We start from the raw sequence: 16,985 nt of genomic DNA, 5'->3' as shown, positions 1-16,985 counted from the left end.
CTAGGCGACGGCCGAGACAAGCCCGGCGTCGCCTCGTGGCAACAACTCATGAACCTGAAAGGGAATTCCGGCGCTGCGGCATTTACGCGCTAGAAATTCGGCTTCCGAACTATCATGCGTCGAGAGGATCACCTGGTAGCCAAGCTCTCTTACCATTTGCCGCAACAGGTCCATGAAAGCACTCGCATGAATGATATCGTTGTGCTGGAGGGGATCGTCTAGCAGCAGGCCGCGCCAGCGAGACCATGAAAATGTCGTGCTGGCGGCAAGCAGCGCGCTAACGCTCAAAGCTGAGAGCTGGCCTTCGCTAAAGAAGTAATTTGGGTTTATTTCGAGCTGGCTCGTCGTCCCGTCCGTGTCCGTGTGGATGATGGCCGGGCGCAGTTCCGATCGAGTGGCGTGGTGCTCGGCGCGGTAGATGATCGACGAATCCGACCAAGTCATTAGCGTACGCGAGAAGCGCTGGATCGTGTCGTTGAGCGGCTTGAGGACGTCGTCTGCAAATTCTTCGGCTCGGCTCTGCATCTTGGCGCCGACGTCCTCCATCCGATCGCGCGCGCGTTGGGCAAGGTCCAATTGCACCTGTGCCTGCGATACATCGGCTTGCAGCCGCTCAGTCGCTTCGGCTTCCGTCGCCACTTGCTTCTCGTTAATCGTGGCTATAATTGCGCGCTCACGATCCTGCAGCCGCTGATCGTTTTGCCAGGTGCGAAGACCATTAATGAGGTCCGCATGTGCGCTCGCAATCGTTTCCGCCCGCGATTGCCGTTCCGTGATCTGAGACCGGAGTTGCGCCACGCGAGCCCTGTCGGGGTCGCCTGTCTGACCAAGCTGGGTCCAGCGGCGAACAAGCTCCCTGCGTGCCTCAGCCAGCTTATCCAATTCCGCATTGATCGTTGCCAAGGTCGCGTCTTCGCGACTGATCGCCGCCGCTACAGTGTCACGTGTAACACGCGCTTCATCCAGCAACTTCTTATCGCTCTGAAGCTGCTCACCGATCGCAAGAGCTTCGCTCTGCGCGCTTGCCTCCTCCTGCGCCAGAGAGACGAGCAGGCCGCCAGTTGTGGACCAGAGTTCCGGGTGTTGGGTCAGAAGCGAGCGCGCGGCTTCCAGTTCTGAGGAGGCATTCGCCAGCATGCGCTCCAGGCTGACGCGCTTAACGCGTTCGGCATCAATGGCAGCCTGCGCTTCAGCAAGGGCTGCATCGAGGGTCTCCTGAGACGGTCGCTCCGAAATTTGCTGGTCGACCGCATCGAGACTGGCGCGAAGCGCAGTCACGGCGCTGTCGTCATAATGCGTATCCGCGGCTCCTCCAGCTTCCACGAGCTGTTGTACCAAGCCTGCCTCACGACTGCGCTCAGCTGCAAGAGCGGTAACGATCTGTGCATGTTCCGCAAGCCCGCGGTCAACTGCGGCTAGCTGGCGGTTCAGTTCCTCCTGGTGCACCTTTCCCGCCGCCAGGGCATTGCCGAGCTCGGCCGCGGGCGCCGTGTCTTTTGCCGCATTCGCAACTGCTAACGCCTTTAGCTGCCCGACTTCGAAAGGCGTTGCGCAAACTGGGCAACTGATGTCGTCGTGCGATAATTGGTGGGCTATACGGGCAACTGCCTCTGCGAGCGTTTGAGCTCGCGCATCATGGTTCTCCAATTCTACGACTAGGCGAGCGATCTCGTCCGAAATGGAGATACGCTCCGCCGACAATTTCATCCGCCTGTCGCGCAAAGCAGGCTCGTCAAGCGTGTCTGCCATCGTTACCAGCCGCTGAATTTCAGTCCGCACGGTTCGCAGCGTTGCGGATAACAAGGCGCGCACTCTGGCCGATTCAAGCTGACCGGAGATCCTGTTCCTTTCTCCACGCAACGCGCTCGCGGCATCGATTTGGGTTTGACAGGTCGCCAAACGAGCTTCCGCTTGTTCGGTTTCTATCTTCGATGCATCACGTTGTCGCACGGCCTCCGCAAAGTCTGCGACACTCCGATTCAACTGATCCATCGCGTGTGATACGCGCGCAAGTGTTGCGGCCCGCGCCTGGATTTGGGCGGCGCGTTGTTCGCTACGGACAACCGCGCTCGCGGCGGCAGCCAGAGCTAACTCCGAACCCGTGTGTTGTTCGACAAGGATGATGCGTCGATCGGTGATTTCTTGTGCCAATCTCGATTTTTGTGTGGTCTGTTCACCGGCACCGAGATAATCAGCGCACAATCGTTCAAGCTCGGCGGCGCGACTTCTGGCCGCTTCGTTTGCCAATCTTCCATCTTCAAACAATGCCGCAAGTTGGTTCAGTGCGCTTTCTGGTTCGTCGCCGACATTGACTGGACGCCAGCGGGCGCTGGAAACAAGCGGGAGGAATTGCTGCGCAAGCCGCTCAACCGTTTCCAAAACCTGCTTGGGCGTAAAGGATCGTTCGGAGCTGGACAGCCGCGCGAGCCGGTCGCGTTCATCGAGCAGAGTTCGCCAGAGATCCAGCAATGCAGAAGCTGACTCGAGACTTTGGGCGCGCTCGCGAATGGCGCGGGTAAATGCTTGACGCGCACCGTGGCCGCTTACGCGCTCTCTTAATATATTAATCCGATCGACGCCCGCCGGCCCCTTTAGCGCCTCCCACTGGCTTTTCGGATCGCGCAAGGAAAAGCGTCGGGTCGAGGCCTGACCGAGAAAGTGCGTGATCGACAGGTAGCCGTGCAAGTTGCCGATCTCTGGCCAGTTTGGCCGCTTGAGGAGCATCTCGATCGAGCCTTCCGATGGCAAAAAGCCCGCACCGCGGTCAATAGGTGTACCTTCAGAGAAGGCGAGACTCACTCGGTGGCTGTTCTCAGGTGCACCGATACGGGTTAGAGGATCTCGACCTTTGCGTCTCGCGTCACTGGGAATATCTGAGAAACGGCCGACCTGGCTGGTTAGCGCCCATTCCACAGCGTCGAAGAAACTTGTCTTGCCTAAGCCATTGGCGCCGCTAATGAGTGTGACGCCAGGACCTTCGGGAAATTCAAAGGCATAACTCTCGCCGTAGACACGAAAATTCGAGAGTTCAACGCTCCGCAGGAAGATCTCACTCATGCATTCGCCTCCAGTTCGATCAGCGTCTCCACGAGCTCGTCAAAATCGAGGCTTTTGTCGTCGACTGCCTCTTCCCATCCATCCGGGAGCGCATAACTTGCGACCGCGTCCAGCAGCACTTGCTGCTGCGCTGTTGGCCAGGGTCGTGCAACGAACGTCCGGTTCAAGAACAGCTCGGCTTCAACCTCCGTGGGCGGCTGGTCGTAGAGCCAGATCAGCTTTCTGCATGTGCGATCGTCAGCTTCGATCTCCGCGGCCAGCTGTCGCCATTCCGGTTTGCTAAAAGCACCTTCCGGTCCGATTAGGAACATCTGGAGGTTAGGGGCTTCGGAAGCCAGCCAAGACCGGGCGATCATGGCTTGATTGCGATAGCGTCGAAGCTGCGGCTCGATGTTCGCCCGCAGCGCGGTTCCCGACAGTTCACCGATCAGCACCGGAATGTCATCAATCCGCGCGCCACATACCAACTTGGGCAGGTCGTTGTCATGCCGCGTGATCGACGTGCGGGATACGGCCTCGCTGAGAACCTCCGAATTGAAGCGGCTCCCGACCAACTCAACGGCAGCATCCGAGACCTGTCCCCCAATATGCTCAGCGGATCGTAGCAGGAGACTTGCGAATTTTGGAATTTCAGCCATGTGCTACTTCCTCAAGCCCAGCGCGTGCCGCTTCGGACCGCGACGTGAAAATAGATTGAAGATAGTCCCGGACACTTTCCTCGCCCGCCTCCAGAGCGGTTAGGAAGATCTCGTCCGCTCCAATCACCAAAGGCTCCTCCGCGAGTGCTGTTGTTCCGACCTTTGGCGGGTCGCCCGCCGTTCGGTCAAACCTACGTTCACCCTCGATGAGCTGAAACGCGTCCTTAAGCTGGGCAAGCAAGACGACACCTGTTGACCAGGTCTGGCGCATCACGCGAGAAGCGCCAAGATCACGGCCGCCGATCCACCCAACGCCGCACGCGTGTCCAGTGATTCCTTGCGCAGCCACATTCCCCGGCGGTCCCCCGGATGGTGCGAGAGCGTGCCCCGAGCACACCGCGAACGTCAGTCCAAACAACGCCGGCTTGGTGAGAAACGGCCGGAGGATCTTGGGTCCAACTCGTACGAGCAGCTCATCGCGAAGGTTGGCGTAGTCCTGTTCGGTTGCCAGCAGCAGCAGGAACCGCCGCCGCGTTGTCGCATCGGCGACAAGAGCGCCATGCCATATCTCCCACTGCGCCCAGAGCCGCGTCTTTAAGGTTGCGTCGATCGGCCAGCCCATCTCGACTGCCGCCGGGCCAAGTATGTCGTGGAGCGCTCCTCGCAACTGCCGAAGCATTTCGTCATCCAGTGCAGCATGTACCGTTTCGGCCAAGAGAAATGATGCAACCGATGCATGAGTGTCGAGCTGAGGCGGATCAGCCCAGTCGTGGACGACGCATGGCGCTGCGAGGTCGGGACCGGGCAGCTCCCGTGCCGCGCAAAGTTTGTTCATCGCCCCTCGCCAGCCATGGGCGTCTCGAGCATGGATAACGAAATTGGAGACATGGGCTCCGATCCGCGCAAGGGCTGCAACTAAAGGACCAGCATCCGCTGCCGAAAGTTCCGTATGCACCACCAGCGGCCGTCCGTTCACCCAATATCGTTCAGCCTCGCTCGGCGAAATTTCGCCTAGCCATTCGACAATGCCTGCATTTCCACGAAGTAAAAGATGGTTCGTGTCGCCAGCCACTGCTGGTGCTGCCGCCAGAGGAGGGGCCGGTGCCCCGGCTGCCGCTGCGGCGGCAGCCTCGAAACGTGCGCGCGCCGCCGGGGTTAATTGCGGCGACTCCGGCCGCGTCGCTGACACTCGCGTTCTGTTGGGAAAGTTAGAGAGAATTGCATCGAAGGGTGCGAGATTTGGTTGAGAATCCGGCCCTAACCGAAGAAACCGGCGATAGGGCGTGAACGGCGCCGAACCTTCCAGCGTGATCTCTCCACTAACGGGAACGGCGCCGGAAAAAGGAGTATCAGTGGTAATCTCAACAAGGTGACGACCGATCGAGTGATCGGCCTCGATCACGAGAAACACCGCAAGTCGGTTGTGGAGCGCGGTTGTGCGTCTGAGTAAATGTGCTTCATTGGTATGAAGCTGGATCCGCGCATGTGGACGCAAATTGTTGATGATTGTTTGCCATACCGCTTGTGGCACCAAGGGAAGGACGCGTTCGCGATAGAGATCAAGGAGATCGAGTTCGCCGCCGCCGACCGCCCATGCCTCCTGTTCGATCAGCTCTAACGCCACTCGCGCCGGTCCGAGATCGAGGCCAAGGATGAGCTCGCAGATGGCCCGATGTTCCATCGCATTGAATGCGGCCATAAGGAAATCAACCAATCCGCCGTCGCCATTGCCCGACACGAAAACGAGCGGGTCCTGTTGATCGGTCAGCAATGCAGCCGACATCTGCGATGGCAACCAATAGGAGGGTGTGTCCCCGTTAAGAAATGCTTCGAGTCCGAAGCCAATCGCCAGAATGACGATGTCATAGATCTTACCCAAGGCAGATGTGCCGGGCACGAAAACGCGCACTGTGCTTGTGGTGCTCGGACGCAAACCGGTGACGCCCAGGTCAGGCTGGAACGACAAAATAGACGAGCGGCGAGCCTCGTCGAATTGCGCTCGCAGGGCAGCGGCGACTTCTCCAGCGGAGCCAGCTGTCCAATTCATCAATGGCAGTCCTGCATCCGGATTGTCCGAGCCGGCGTTGGGCCAGTCATAAAAATGCGGGTGTAGGTAGCGGCTGCTGTGATGCTGCAGGTCCAGCACGTTTGAACGGCGTTCGAAAAGGTCGAGGGTCTTGAGGTTGGGGGCCGCCCGCGCGAGCGCAACCGCTGCAGTGATGCCAGCTGCGCCCCCACCCACGATAGCTACGCTGCCAGCGTCCTGAAGAAGGCCACGCGACAAGATCGCATCCACAAGGTTGAGGGCCCGAACCTGCTGGGCATAGACGGTAACCCGCCTTTCAAAGCTGCCAAGGACGAACACGCTATGCGTCCCGGGGATGAGCGCTTCCGCAATTATCTCGTCTGCTGTCATTGATGCCCGCGCCGTAATGGTGACGACCTACTTGAAGAGCTTATTGGCCCGCTTGGGTGACCAGACCCATCTCTCATGTGATCACAATCTCCCCCTGGTTGAAAAATGACTATAACGAGATATTGCGTAAGCGCGATCTTAATCTGTCACTGCTTGCCCGAGCTAATCCGCAGTTGTTACGAAATAAGATTGGAGTATGCCGTGTTCACAACACGAAGATTCGGTCCCTACCAATTTAACCAGATTCAACTAGATTTATATATTTCGGGAAATCGAGCCTTTTCAGAAACGAAATTATGTGTGGCTGGGCAATCAATGTGACCGACTGAGTTTCGTCAGTTTGTCTTTGTATAGCTTCGAGAACTCCAACCGCGGTGCTTCCCGCTATTGCTGGCTCTGAGCTCAAGCTAATTGTGATTTCCACGGCATCTTTAGGAATTTTCAGGGTTTGCTCAATGTAGTCTCTGCCCGGAAAACGTATAGAAGGCGCATAATAGTACGTTTGGCTTTTAATCTTCTGGTACGCGTGGTCGCTGAAGGTGATTTTTAAATAATTTCTATCTCCCTTACGGCCGTAGAACATGTCAACGTACCCTGCTAATAAGTCACGCGCGTGCCTAACATATTTCAAGCCGGAGCCTTGGCGAGCTTCCGTAGACAAGGGATCAAAAGCAGTGCCGTCGTCCGTATAGGTCAGCGTTGCATTTTCAAGTTCGACGAATGCTTTCGACGCATTTCCGTGATCGAATGCATTTACCGCAACTTCGACTAGGAGGCTTTGGAGAACGCGCCAAACGCGTTCCGTTGCGGGGGCAACTTTGCTTAGGCTGTCGATAACTTGCGATATGTCTTGGATCGGGTCGTACCCGAACAGGTCGACACGATAAGAGTTTTCAGCACGTTGTTCGAGTCTACTCAATCCGTCCGCCGAAAAGTAAGCGGGAAAAAATTTTCGAATAACGCTCGGATTTTCGTACAGGAGATCGCGTATCTCCTCCCAAGAATACACATGCACGGAAAATTTCCCTGAGCGACCGTGTCGCTTGGTGATCTCTCGGGCAACTTGCTGAGTTTCCGCGGTCCGCACCCCCGTCGTCGCAATGCCATACCGGTCTAAAGGCGGCGTAAATCTGAGCGCCTTCGTAACCTCGGTCTGGACAATCTTGGGCGTCAACAATTTTCCGGGATAGGCGGCCTTCCCTTTGCATTGGATACCGCACTGGAGACCCGCGCGATCCGTCCCATAAACATCTACGCCATGTTGGGGTTGACCTTGCCGACCATTTTTCTGGCCATCTTTGTCTCGCCATGTCGCCTTCCAAAGATGAAGGCAGAGATCTTCAAAGGTTTGCCAGTTTTCTGGTGGGGAAAGGGGATACAAATCTCGGATGATCATTCTGTTGCTGCTCTGTATAGGGGGGAGGCTGCTGTTATAAAATCGCACCTGCCTTCGCTTGTTGAGAATGTCTCACTAATCAGGATCACTCAATTCGTGGGCCGCTTCTTTTGCATGCCGGATAGCTTTCGACCGTTGCGATCAATCTCGGTGGCAATCTGCTGACTCAACGTTTCAGCGCGCTCAACGATCTATTTAGCTATTCCAGTTCAAGGGTCTGGGCAATTCAAGGGACTAGTTGGCTCGTAAGCTCGGATCCTCTATCTTGACATGATAGTGGCCTCCTCCTTCGTGGCGTCCCGAATAAACTCCTCGCAGCGAGTGACAACTTCGTCCAGCGGCCGTCGTTTCACGCCTTTCAGCGAGCATTCCCAGACAGTGAGAACTCTCCATCCAGCGTCTCTCAGGGCCTGATCCGTCCGCTCATCGCGTGCACGATTTGCAGAAATTTTCTCCGCCCAGAATTCCTGACGCGAGGCGGGCATCCTGAACAGATGACAGTCGTGGCCGTGCCAGAAGCATCCGTTAACCTGAATGACGGCTCTGTATTTTGGAAAAACGATATCCGGGCGGCCGGGGAGACTGGTCACATTCACTCTGAAGCGGTAGCCTCTTGCATGGAGCCTCCTGCGGAGCAGCAATTCAGGTTTTGTGTCCCGACCGCGGATGCGGCTCATGTTCAGACGGCGTTGTTCCTTCGTCAGAACATCCATTATGCAGGCTCCTCTGATGTAGCGTCGGCAATGATCAGTCGGAGAGCTGAGGTCAGATCTGACATAGCCATGCCTGGCTTCAAAGTCATTGCTCCGAAGCGGAAGCCGGCCCGATACTCCGGATGAAACAGCCGGCCGGGCATTGCCGTGGAGCGGTAAGTGCTTCCGACGGCCGGCATATCAGGCGTGAGCAGATAGGCAGCGCTGACGATTCCTTTAACGTCTCCAGCTTCGGCCTCCTGAACCAGCGCGTCGCGATAGGTGTGAATTGAGGTCAACGCATCATTCAGCCCGTCAGCGACCCTGTATTTGGCATCGAGAACGATCATCCTGCCCCGGCCGCCTTCAGCCGACGCGTTTCGAGCGGCAACGATGTCCGGCGTCATCGTCCGGCTGTAAGATCCGCGCCGATCCGGCTCAAGCCAGAATTCGCGGTATTGTTTCTGGAAGCAGAGCTGCCAGCTGTCGCCGACAGATACGGTGACCGCGCCGGCTGCAAGAGTCAGCCCTCCCGACGCATCGGTGATGAAGAGATCCTGAACTGCGACGCTCTCGTCTTCGAATTCCAGCGTCGCGGCCCGCACGAGCCGTAGAAAACACCAGAGTTCGTACAGCTCGAAGGTTCGCGCCAGCGGCAGGTTCAGGAAGTCGCCGAAGATTGCAGCGATACCGAGATTCATGTCCTGCCAGAGCCGATAAAAGCGGCGATAGGACGGGTCGTTCCGAAACAGAGCCGAAAGTGTCAGACGCGGAGGAGCGTCTCCCGCCTCAACGAATGGTGCAGACGTCCCGAGCTGGCTGAGCCGTCCTGCAAGACGCCTGCAGCGCCTAGCCCAGGCGCTCGCTTCCCTGCTGACCTCAATGTCACGATCGCGGCTACTTTTGTCCAGTTGGTCGGCCGCTACCGTCAGCCATGCCGTCCAGGCGCGAAGACAGGCTGCCATCTGCCGGTGTTCCGGAAGATCAAGAGAACTCTGCCTCTCGCGGATACGAATCTGAGCTGGAAGAAAACCTTTCAGCGCGGCCGGCAGGCGCGTCGTATTCGTCGTCTCTCTCAGAACCGGTCCCGATTGGAAGGATCGTAAGATTTCGGGGCCGGTTGCGCGCGTGGCTTGATAGTGCGCGACATTCCGATCCTGCGCCTTCAGAATCCGTCTCGGACTGCGCGCTATTGCAGCGACCACTATCTCAAGTTCCTCGATGCGCGAGCGAAGGAATTCCAGTCGTGCTATCGCCGGTGGGCGGGCGCCGTTTCCTCTTGCGATCCCTTTTCTGAAGCTGCTCAATGAAAAAAGGGCAAACGTATCGTCGAGGATTTCGCGAACCATCGCATCGAAATCGTCTCGAGTCAGTTTGCGCAGATCAGGATCTGTCGTGATCTCGAAGCGGCGAGGTGAGCGACCGGAAAGACGAAGCTCAGCTTCCACGAGCCCGGCCTGGAAACCGGGCGGCCATCGCCAGCGCGCGGAATCGTGCGCCGGAGCGCGCAAAGCCTCCAGTCTGACGTCGTCAATCAGGAGATCCGCTGTGTCTGCGTGCTCAGCTCCGGTGAGTTCGAAGAGGTAGGAGCCGGTTTCATGGATCGATCCACCCGGTATGACCTCTGGATCGGGCCACACGCGCCATTCAGCGCCCGTTTTCTCGTCTCTGATGAGCAGGGCTTCCATCTGGCTACCTGCCCGCCTGGAAGGCCCCGTACTCGTCCAGATCCGAAAGAAGCTTCGCAAGGAAGTTCTGAGAGCGCGGAAGGCCTGCAAGAGCTTTTGTGAGTCCCGCCAGCATCGGACGCTGGCGCTCTCCGCCGCGCAGCTTCACCAGAACCTTCTGAACCATCAGGTCGTCGATAACTGATTTCGGCGCCGGGTTCAGGTGCTTTTCCGCGAAGGCATGGTAGCGCACGACCTCCTCAGCAACACGGTAGCCGAATCCCAATCCGTGCGCTGCAAGGATTGTCCTCGTCTGACTAAGAACTTCCTCGCAGGCTGCTCGCGCATGGGTCAGGGTGGGTTCACGTTTCACAAGGCCATCAAAAAAGCCCGGGAGATCAACACTGGACATGTCGATTACGATAGCCCGGTCCAGTACCTTGTCGCTGACAGGATTGGTCGTCTCATCGACGTTGATTGTGCCGGCAATGTAGAGATTCGACGGGAGTTCAAGCGCGGCAGGAACCGGCGTGCCATTTGAGCCTTCCAGCGGCACGCCGCTGGAATGAAGGCGTATTTTCTCGCCACTTTCCACCGCAGAGAGGACGTCGGAAAGATAGTATTCAACTCGGGCTAGGTTCATTTCGTCAAGCACGACGAATACCGGGGAATCCCGATGCGCAGTCGCCAGCAGAACCGCCTCAAGGAACGGGGGGATCATATACCGGTTCGAAAGCACATCGTAATATCCGGTCAGCCCCGTCGGATCCGTCCACTCCGGCCTCACCGGGCATATGAACAGAAAAGGATCCCGGCTGTTCGTTCCAGATAGGCCGTGGACGGCATGGGCATATTGGATAGCCAGGCGGGTTTTCCCTGTGCCCGACAACCCGGACAGGATGACGAAATGCTTGGCGGACAGGAAATTCATGGCGCCGTGGAAGCGTGAGATTTCTCCATCGGGATAGTGGCCACCCGCCGCGGCGATTGCGTCTTCGATCTGCTTTAGAGACAGACTTGCCGGCATGCGCTGCATGTCGGCGCTGACGGCGTCCATGTCAGCCCACACGCGCAACTCGTGGATTTTCTCGCGTCCGATCAGGTTGCCCAGATAGCCGATCAGTTCGCGAGCCATCAGGCCCCTGCTGGCAGATGCTGCTGGCGGCCATATGGCAAAGACGATCCGATCAATTGCGACAGGCTTGCTGATCGTTGAGAGATCAGCTGGCATCGTATCCCAATACCCTTTATTGCGCAGATAAAGACGCCCATCGCTGGCAATGTAGCCTTTCACATTCTTGTTGTTGTCAGTGTAATCCAGAGTGTCAGGGGCCGCGGCAGCGACCGACTCTTCGTTTGCGGTGCTCTCCTCGACAGGCTCGTCCTCATCGGCAACGATTTTCTGCCCGGAGTTCCTTGGCTTCGAGCTGCCGGAGGCACGCATCTCTTCAAGCCGGGCTTCGAGCACCGGAAGATCGGACTTCACGAAGATCGTGAAATAGATCTCGTCTTCCGGAGGAAAGCGAAGCAGGCAATGGACTGCAATCTGGTCATATGCCGCGCTGTAGGATGCGAGATTGACGTTAAAGGCAAACAGCGCCCCGCCGACAATCTTGGCGCTGTTCGAAACACCGAAGGCGTCGGCGACGCGTGTGCCTTTTGTCATGCCCGGAAAGGCCTGAACTGCGTCCTTATACTGCTGCTGCCGCTCTCGGATATCCATCAAGGCTCTCTTTCTGGCTCGGACACAACGTCTCCATGATCCGCGCAGCAAGTGTTCTTGCCATCAGAGGAGGTACGGCATTTCCAATCTGCTTGAAGCTCGGGTTCATAGTACCGCTGAAGACAAAGCCGTCCGGGAACGACTGCAATCTGGCGGCTTCGCGTACCGAGATCGTACGTGCCTGTTCGCTGTCATAATGAATATGGCTGTAGCTGTCCTTGCCCAGATGAGCCATCAGGGTGCGGGCCGGCTGATCGCTCCACATCTTGCGCCACTTGTTCGGAAACTTTGACGCGTCGTAGGGTGGAACGATCGCGTCCCTCAGGCTGTCATATTCGGGCGAACCTTCGACGATATGCTTCCCGGCCTTCTTGAGATCAGCCAGTTTTTCGTTGAACATGTTCATCGCATGCTGCCAGGCCTGCGGATACTGGTCGCCTGGGTTAAGACGAGCAAACAGAGGGTAGTCTCTGGGCAGGTAGCGGATGACGTGGTCGCGCAACCCGTCTTGCGGCGCTTCAAAGCCTGGCCAAGACCTCATAAGTTTCGCGTATGCCGAAATTTTCTGTCGCCGGTCATATGGGATCGTCTCATCCATGCGTCGGGCGCCGCGCCGAAGTTCACCCGAGGCAAGTTTGCTGCGGGCATCAATACGGGGCAGATCTCCGATCGCCTGTTCCACAGTGACTGCTGGAGGGAGCGAGGGGACCGCGGAGGGGGGTTCCAGATAGTCATGCGCTGACGAAAGGTGGCCGTTAAGCACCTTGAGCGCAACTGCCCGGGATCCCTCATAGCCCGGAGGAAGGACCAGCCAGTTTGTCGGGTCAGGGAATAAAATCTTCTCCGAGACTTCGCGACGGTAGGCAATCAGGAACATACGTTCGCGCATCTGCGGCACGCCGTAGAACGCCGCATTCAGCAGTGTGTAGCCGCAGACGTAACCCTTATCTTCCAGAACCTCGCAAATCTCTTCAGCGATGTTCTGTCCGCCGTGATTCAGGACGTCCGGTACGTTTTCCACCACGACGGCCAGCGGCTTGAACGCGTCCACGTATCGCAGGTATTCCTGATAAAGACGGGCTCGCGGATCGTGACGAAAAGCCTGCGGGTGAGCATCGATCTCTCGAAGCTTCGGGCGGCCGACACGTGCGAATGCCTGACATGGAGGGCCGCCAACGAGAATGTCGAACGCATCCTGGACCGGTCCCAGCCCGAGCTCTGCAGCGAGGTCCTCAGGATGTGTATTGATGATGTCGCGCGCCTTGCTGTGCCGCGGGTCACCCCCGTGGAAATTCAGACCATGGGAACGCGCAGCGTCCGGGTCGAACTCAACGGCAGCACGAACTGAAAAGCCCATCGAGTGGAAGCCGAGTGAAAGGCCACCGCATCCGGCGAAGAGGTCCAGAAGTCGCGGCTTGCCACCGGCCTGTAGTCGGGCGATTTTCTGGCGAATCGTTTCCGCACTCATCTCACATCCTCTTTCGGTCTAGGAAGACGCAGCGGGAGGTTCGTCTCTTCACCGTGCTCCGCAAGAAACTGCATGACTGCCGCGCGGATAACCCACGCGGCGGAAACATCACTGGCATCTGCAAGCGACTGGATGCGGTTATGAACCGCTTCCGGAAGCATTACGGACGTTCTGACGGTTTTCTTATGAGCTGGAGCTTGCATGAATCATACCGGGTGCAGACATCGCCGAACCTATGCCAAAGTGGTGCATATTGCATCATGACGTCACTCAAATCCTGTGGACTGCTATTTTGAACTGGAACATATAGCGAACATCGATCAGCTCCGCAACGCCGATTCTTGGGCCGTCCCGAATATGTATTTGAAGAGCGGCAGAATCCGGGTTTCGCATCTTGAAAAAAGCCGTTGGCTTTGACCAGACTTTCGAGATGTAGACAGAGGAGGAATTTCATGAACGAAACCGTGCCGGTTCAAATGGGGGAGCTTTCTGATGAGCTGGCCTGCCTCAGTGATCTCGACCTGCTTCGTCTGCGCGCCCGCGTCGCGGCGGAGCTCAAGAAACGCGGTCTGGCCTTGAATGTCGGCCAGGTCGCGGAAAGCCTCGCGATCGCCACGTATAACGCTACGCCGGGCCGCCCTAACTTGCAGCCTGCCCCGACAGGCACGCAGAACGTTGATGCGCTATCCAGGCGCGGCGATCGCTATTCGATCAAAGGTGTGCTTGATTCCCGTAAAACCGGGACCGTTTATCCTGACCGGGAGGATCCGGACAAACAGCTGTTTGAGTACCTGATTGTCGTCCGCATTGACGCCGACTGGCAGTTGGTTGCGCTCTACGAATTCGACTGGAAGACGTTCTGTGAGGTCCGAAGCTGGGACAGACGGATGAATGCATGGTATGTCGGCCTTGCGGCAAAAACGCTTGCCCGCGCAACGCAGATCATGCCCCGCGGACCGACAGGTTCATAGAGCTGCGCTCTCTCGTGGATTATACAGAGGCCGCAGGACGATGGAAGGAGCTGAATGAACAATGGATACCGGTTATTGCGGGCGACCATAAGGTCCAACACCGCAGGCGGACCGATGCCTCCGGGCGCAGTCGATCTCTTTCTGCGGTAGCGTCGTGATGTAGTGCTCCGGCGGCTGTGCGTTTTCCGGCTGAACCGTGTCGAGAATTCCAGCTTTCGCGGACATATCAGTCGCTATACTGAAACCTCCGATGCTCTCTGGAACGCCTATCACCCGCATCTGCCGGCCGGGAAGTTTTCACTTTATAGCGATCATCCCGGAGGGGCTTCTGCAGGTCAACTAAAAATCGGAAAAATCTAAGGTCACCAGTGGCTTGCGTAAGTCGATGCCCTTCTCACGCGCGAAATCAACGAACACGCTACAAAATCCGTCATCTCCTGGGAGAAGGATGCGGTAGTAAGGTGGACGTCCATAGTCATCGGGCTCGTTCCAGTCGATCAGGCCTGCATCGACAAGCAAAGCCAGGTCGCCATCGAGATCGCCGCCCTGATATATGCGCCGTAGCTTGGGTTCGCTGATGCGGAAGACGTCGTGCGACATCCGGTCATCTCGGCGCTCAATCAGAAGCTTGAAGACCTCTCTGGTCAATCTTGGAAGTAACGAAAGACGCCGGCTCATCTCGGTAATGACGGCGAGCGCGACATCGTCGTCCAGAAATATATTCTCTGAATCGATATACGCGTTTATCCTGGCGGCATCGGTCAATTGCGGCTTAGGCAATGCTTCGACCAGCTTATCGATGCTCGTCGGGAAGACACCCTCATCATCTGGAATCTCTAGTTCGATACGAACGCGACGCGTTTCGCGAGAGACATAGTCGGCAAGATCCTTGAGCGTGTCGATCGGCATGGACATCAGCCTCGAGCAGACGTCGTCGAAATCCCAGATCATGTCCTCGGTGAAAGCGAAGCTCGCATAGGGTTCACCGGTAAGCGTATATGATCCCTGCTTCTCGCCGATAACCAGGATACGGATGTGAGGGTATTTTGCACGCTGGGCAGCGTCGATCTTTTCAAGTGTGTATTTGACCTTCTTCAGCGACTTGTCGCCGGTAATCTGAAACGCCCAGCCCTTTTTCAAATCCCCGAGGTCGAGGCCAGGATTGTTTGCAGTTTCCGAGTTGAGGTTTATCAGACCAAGATCAAGGACCCTGTTCAGGACCTCCTTCGCAAAATCCTCGATGTAGGTGTTCAGGTCAAAAAGGTGGAGGTTGGCGCGCTGCTTTGCCTGCGCCGCTATGCCCGTCAGGTCGTCGACGACCTGACCAATGAGATGACCTCTGGTGATCATTATTTGCTCCTGAAGTAAGCCGATATCGAAGAATGTGATGAACGAGCCTGGATACGGCTCAGCCGACGTGAACAGTCACGTTGTGGCCAAGCGAGCGCAGCGCCTTGCTGGTTCGACCGTTTCGCGGAGGATACATGTCCGGAAGTGCCCACCCGACGATCTCGCCGATTGTGCTGATCCCGATCAGTTCAATTTTGCGCTTCGGATCGTGCATCGCGTCCCAAAGGCGATGGGGGACCTGGGCCGGATTGCCGTCATGGAGCACGTATTGCAACGTCGCGAGAACCGAGGGACCGCCACGAGAGGGCGAGTTGTACACATACCGCGCTAAAGCCTCGATCTTTTGCGGGACCTTGTAGCTTTTCCCATCGGATAGTCCAACAAATCTGTTTGGTGCCCGGCGGGCATACTCCCTGGCAGCATGTATGCATGACAGGACTTGCACAAATTCGTCTTCAGTAAGCTTGGGCAGACGCGACTCCGAGAACGCTGCGCGCAGAAACGGCGCAGTTTCGTTCAGCATGGTCTGCTCAGACTGCGTGGACTTCAAAGTTCGCCACCAACTGATCGCTTCCTGTTCGGCGGCATCCGTGTCTTTCCGGTTTCGCGTAAAGTGGGTCTCATAGTCGGCGCGACCGCGGTCAAATGTTCGCTGGTAGTAATGCGCGTGAAGGAACTGGTCCGCGTGAGCGCCAAGCGGCGCCGACTTGTCGACCCATGAAGGTCGGTTCTTGTCGGTCGAAATCTTTGCGCCGATGTTTCGAATGATCTGCAAGGTGCTATGCCACTCGTCGAGGAAGGCTTGCCGACGCGTCTCGTGAGCGGACCGGGAGCTGATCTTTGCCAAGCCCTCCCAGAAGGGGACAAGCGTCGATTTCAGAAAAGTCTCGTCAGCTGTCCGGTTGCTCTGCTTGCGGCGCGTCAACTCGTTGTTTCGGGCAACCAGCAGCTTATAGAGTTCATCAGTCAGCGGCGCCGCGTGGCGGTCTATCTCCTCGAACATGGCCTCCAGCTGGAGATCATGTCCTCTCTCCGAAAGTTCATCATCCGAAATGAAGACACCTGCTTCCACATTGCCCCACCAAGCGGGCTGCGTCAGGTTTGCCGATCCGATATAGGCGCCAAATCCGCGCCACCAAATGACTTTTGGATGAAACGACCGTACCAGCTTGCAGACGTAGTTTCCGGACTTACGAGCCAGAAACGGGGTCAGCACCGGGATACTGACGGGAACATCTGCATCGAATCGCCCCCAGTACCGAAGTGGAATTTTGTTGTCCCAGCACCAGTTGAACAAAAGATCGTTTTCAGTCGCGTAGGCGACTGCTGCATCGACCCGCTCCGTACTCTCAAGAGCCTTCAGGAGAATGTTGCGTGGATAATTTCCGTTGATGCCATTCAGCAGAATTTCCAATGCTGACCCCTCCGCTCGCTCCATTGGTTGGCATCCTCTACACCACCAAGTGGAGATGCGGGATCAATTTCTTCGGTAAGTGGCCTTAGTCTCGCGCATTTGACCTTTGGGATCCGAGAGCGATGCGACCTTTTTACTGATGTCGCGGATATTGATGGCGAGGAGGGCTTCGAAACATCACCAGGGTCTCATA

The 16,985-nt window shown here is 57.1% G+C and carries 12 protein-coding genes; 1 reads left to right on the top strand and 11 read right to left on the bottom strand.

All coding sequences use genetic code 11. From position 1 onward, the window contains the following. From AGR1_RS25975 to AGR1_RS25935, 9 genes are all read right to left on the bottom strand, one after another. Positions 1-3,057 (bottom strand): AAA family ATPase, encoded by a 3,057-nt coding sequence (locus AGR1_RS25975; protein WP_149148848.1) that lies wholly within the window; start codon positions 3,055-3,057, stop codon positions 1-3. Further along, positions 3,054-3,695: an ABC-three component system middle component 1 gene (locus tag AGR1_RS25970; protein ID WP_149148847.1), complete on the bottom strand. Its 642-nt coding sequence runs from the start codon at positions 3,693-3,695 to the stop codon at positions 3,054-3,056. The genes AGR1_RS25975 and AGR1_RS25970 overlap by 4 nt, the downstream gene beginning before the upstream one ends. After that, a complete protein-coding gene (locus AGR1_RS25965; protein WP_149148846.1) occupies positions 3,688-6,111 on the bottom strand; it encodes an ABC-three component system protein in 2,424 nt (807 codons plus the stop codon). The genes AGR1_RS25970 and AGR1_RS25965 overlap by 8 nt, the downstream gene beginning before the upstream one ends. Before the next feature lie 235 nt (positions 6,112-6,346). Continuing rightward, positions 6,347-7,507, bottom strand: a complete 1,161-nt coding sequence (locus AGR1_RS25960) for a hypothetical protein (RefSeq protein ID WP_149148845.1) — start codon at positions 7,505-7,507, stop codon at positions 6,347-6,349. 260 nt (positions 7,508-7,767) lie between these two features. Next, on the bottom strand, positions 7,768-8,220 hold the full coding sequence (locus tag AGR1_RS25955; protein ID WP_149148844.1) for a very short patch repair endonuclease: 453 nt from the start codon (positions 8,218-8,220) through the stop codon (positions 7,768-7,770). Then, the gene (locus tag AGR1_RS25950; protein WP_149148843.1) at positions 8,220-9,887 is read right to left on the bottom strand and encodes a DUF2357 domain-containing protein; all 1,668 of its coding nucleotides are present in this window, start codon (positions 9,885-9,887) and stop codon (positions 8,220-8,222) included. The genes AGR1_RS25955 and AGR1_RS25950 overlap by 1 nt, the downstream gene beginning before the upstream one ends. A 4-nt stretch (positions 9,888-9,891) precedes the next feature. Continuing rightward, positions 9,892-11,589 carry a hypothetical protein gene (locus AGR1_RS25945; protein WP_149148842.1) on the bottom strand — a complete coding sequence of 566 codons (1,698 nt, stop codon included), beginning with the start codon at positions 11,587-11,589 and terminating at the stop codon, positions 9,892-9,894. Continuing rightward, complete coding sequence (locus AGR1_RS25940) at positions 11,558-13,057, bottom strand: DNA cytosine methyltransferase (protein WP_149148841.1); 1,500 nt, start codon at positions 13,055-13,057, stop codon at positions 11,558-11,560. The genes AGR1_RS25945 and AGR1_RS25940 overlap by 32 nt, the downstream gene beginning before the upstream one ends. Further along, complete coding sequence (locus AGR1_RS25935) at positions 13,054-13,218, bottom strand: ribbon-helix-helix protein, CopG family (protein ID WP_149148840.1); 165 nt, start codon at positions 13,216-13,218, stop codon at positions 13,054-13,056. The genes AGR1_RS25940 and AGR1_RS25935 overlap by 4 nt, the downstream gene beginning before the upstream one ends. 291 nt (positions 13,219-13,509) lie before the next feature. Here AGR1_RS25935 and AGR1_RS25930 point away from each other — a divergent pair, with 291 nt between their 5' ends. After that, entirely contained in the window at positions 13,510-14,028 is a 519-nt protein-coding gene (locus tag AGR1_RS25930; RefSeq protein WP_149148839.1) for a hypothetical protein, read from the top strand. A 339-nt stretch (positions 14,029-14,367) separates the two neighbouring features. Here AGR1_RS25930 and AGR1_RS25925 read toward each other — a convergent pair whose 3' ends face one another. Together AGR1_RS25925 and AGR1_RS25920 are read right to left on the bottom strand one after the other, a co-directional pair. Then, positions 14,368-15,378: an SMEK domain-containing protein gene (locus AGR1_RS25925; RefSeq protein ID WP_149148838.1), complete on the bottom strand. Its 1,011-nt coding sequence runs from the start codon at positions 15,376-15,378 to the stop codon at positions 14,368-14,370. Between the two features lie 58 nt (positions 15,379-15,436). After that, positions 15,437-16,792: a phospholipase D family protein gene (locus tag AGR1_RS25920; RefSeq protein ID WP_210248758.1), complete on the bottom strand. Its 1,356-nt coding sequence runs from the start codon at positions 16,790-16,792 to the stop codon at positions 15,437-15,439. Positions 16,793-16,985 lie beyond the last annotated feature (193 nt).

Origin of the sequence: Agrobacterium sp. B1(2019) (assembly GCF_008274755.1) — a bacterium.
In the GTDB taxonomy this organism is placed as follows: Bacteria; Pseudomonadota; Alphaproteobacteria; order Rhizobiales; family Rhizobiaceae; genus Agrobacterium; species Agrobacterium salinitolerans.
Note: the sequence above shows the minus strand (reverse complement) of the source record. Positions and strands in the feature narration are given on the sequence as shown.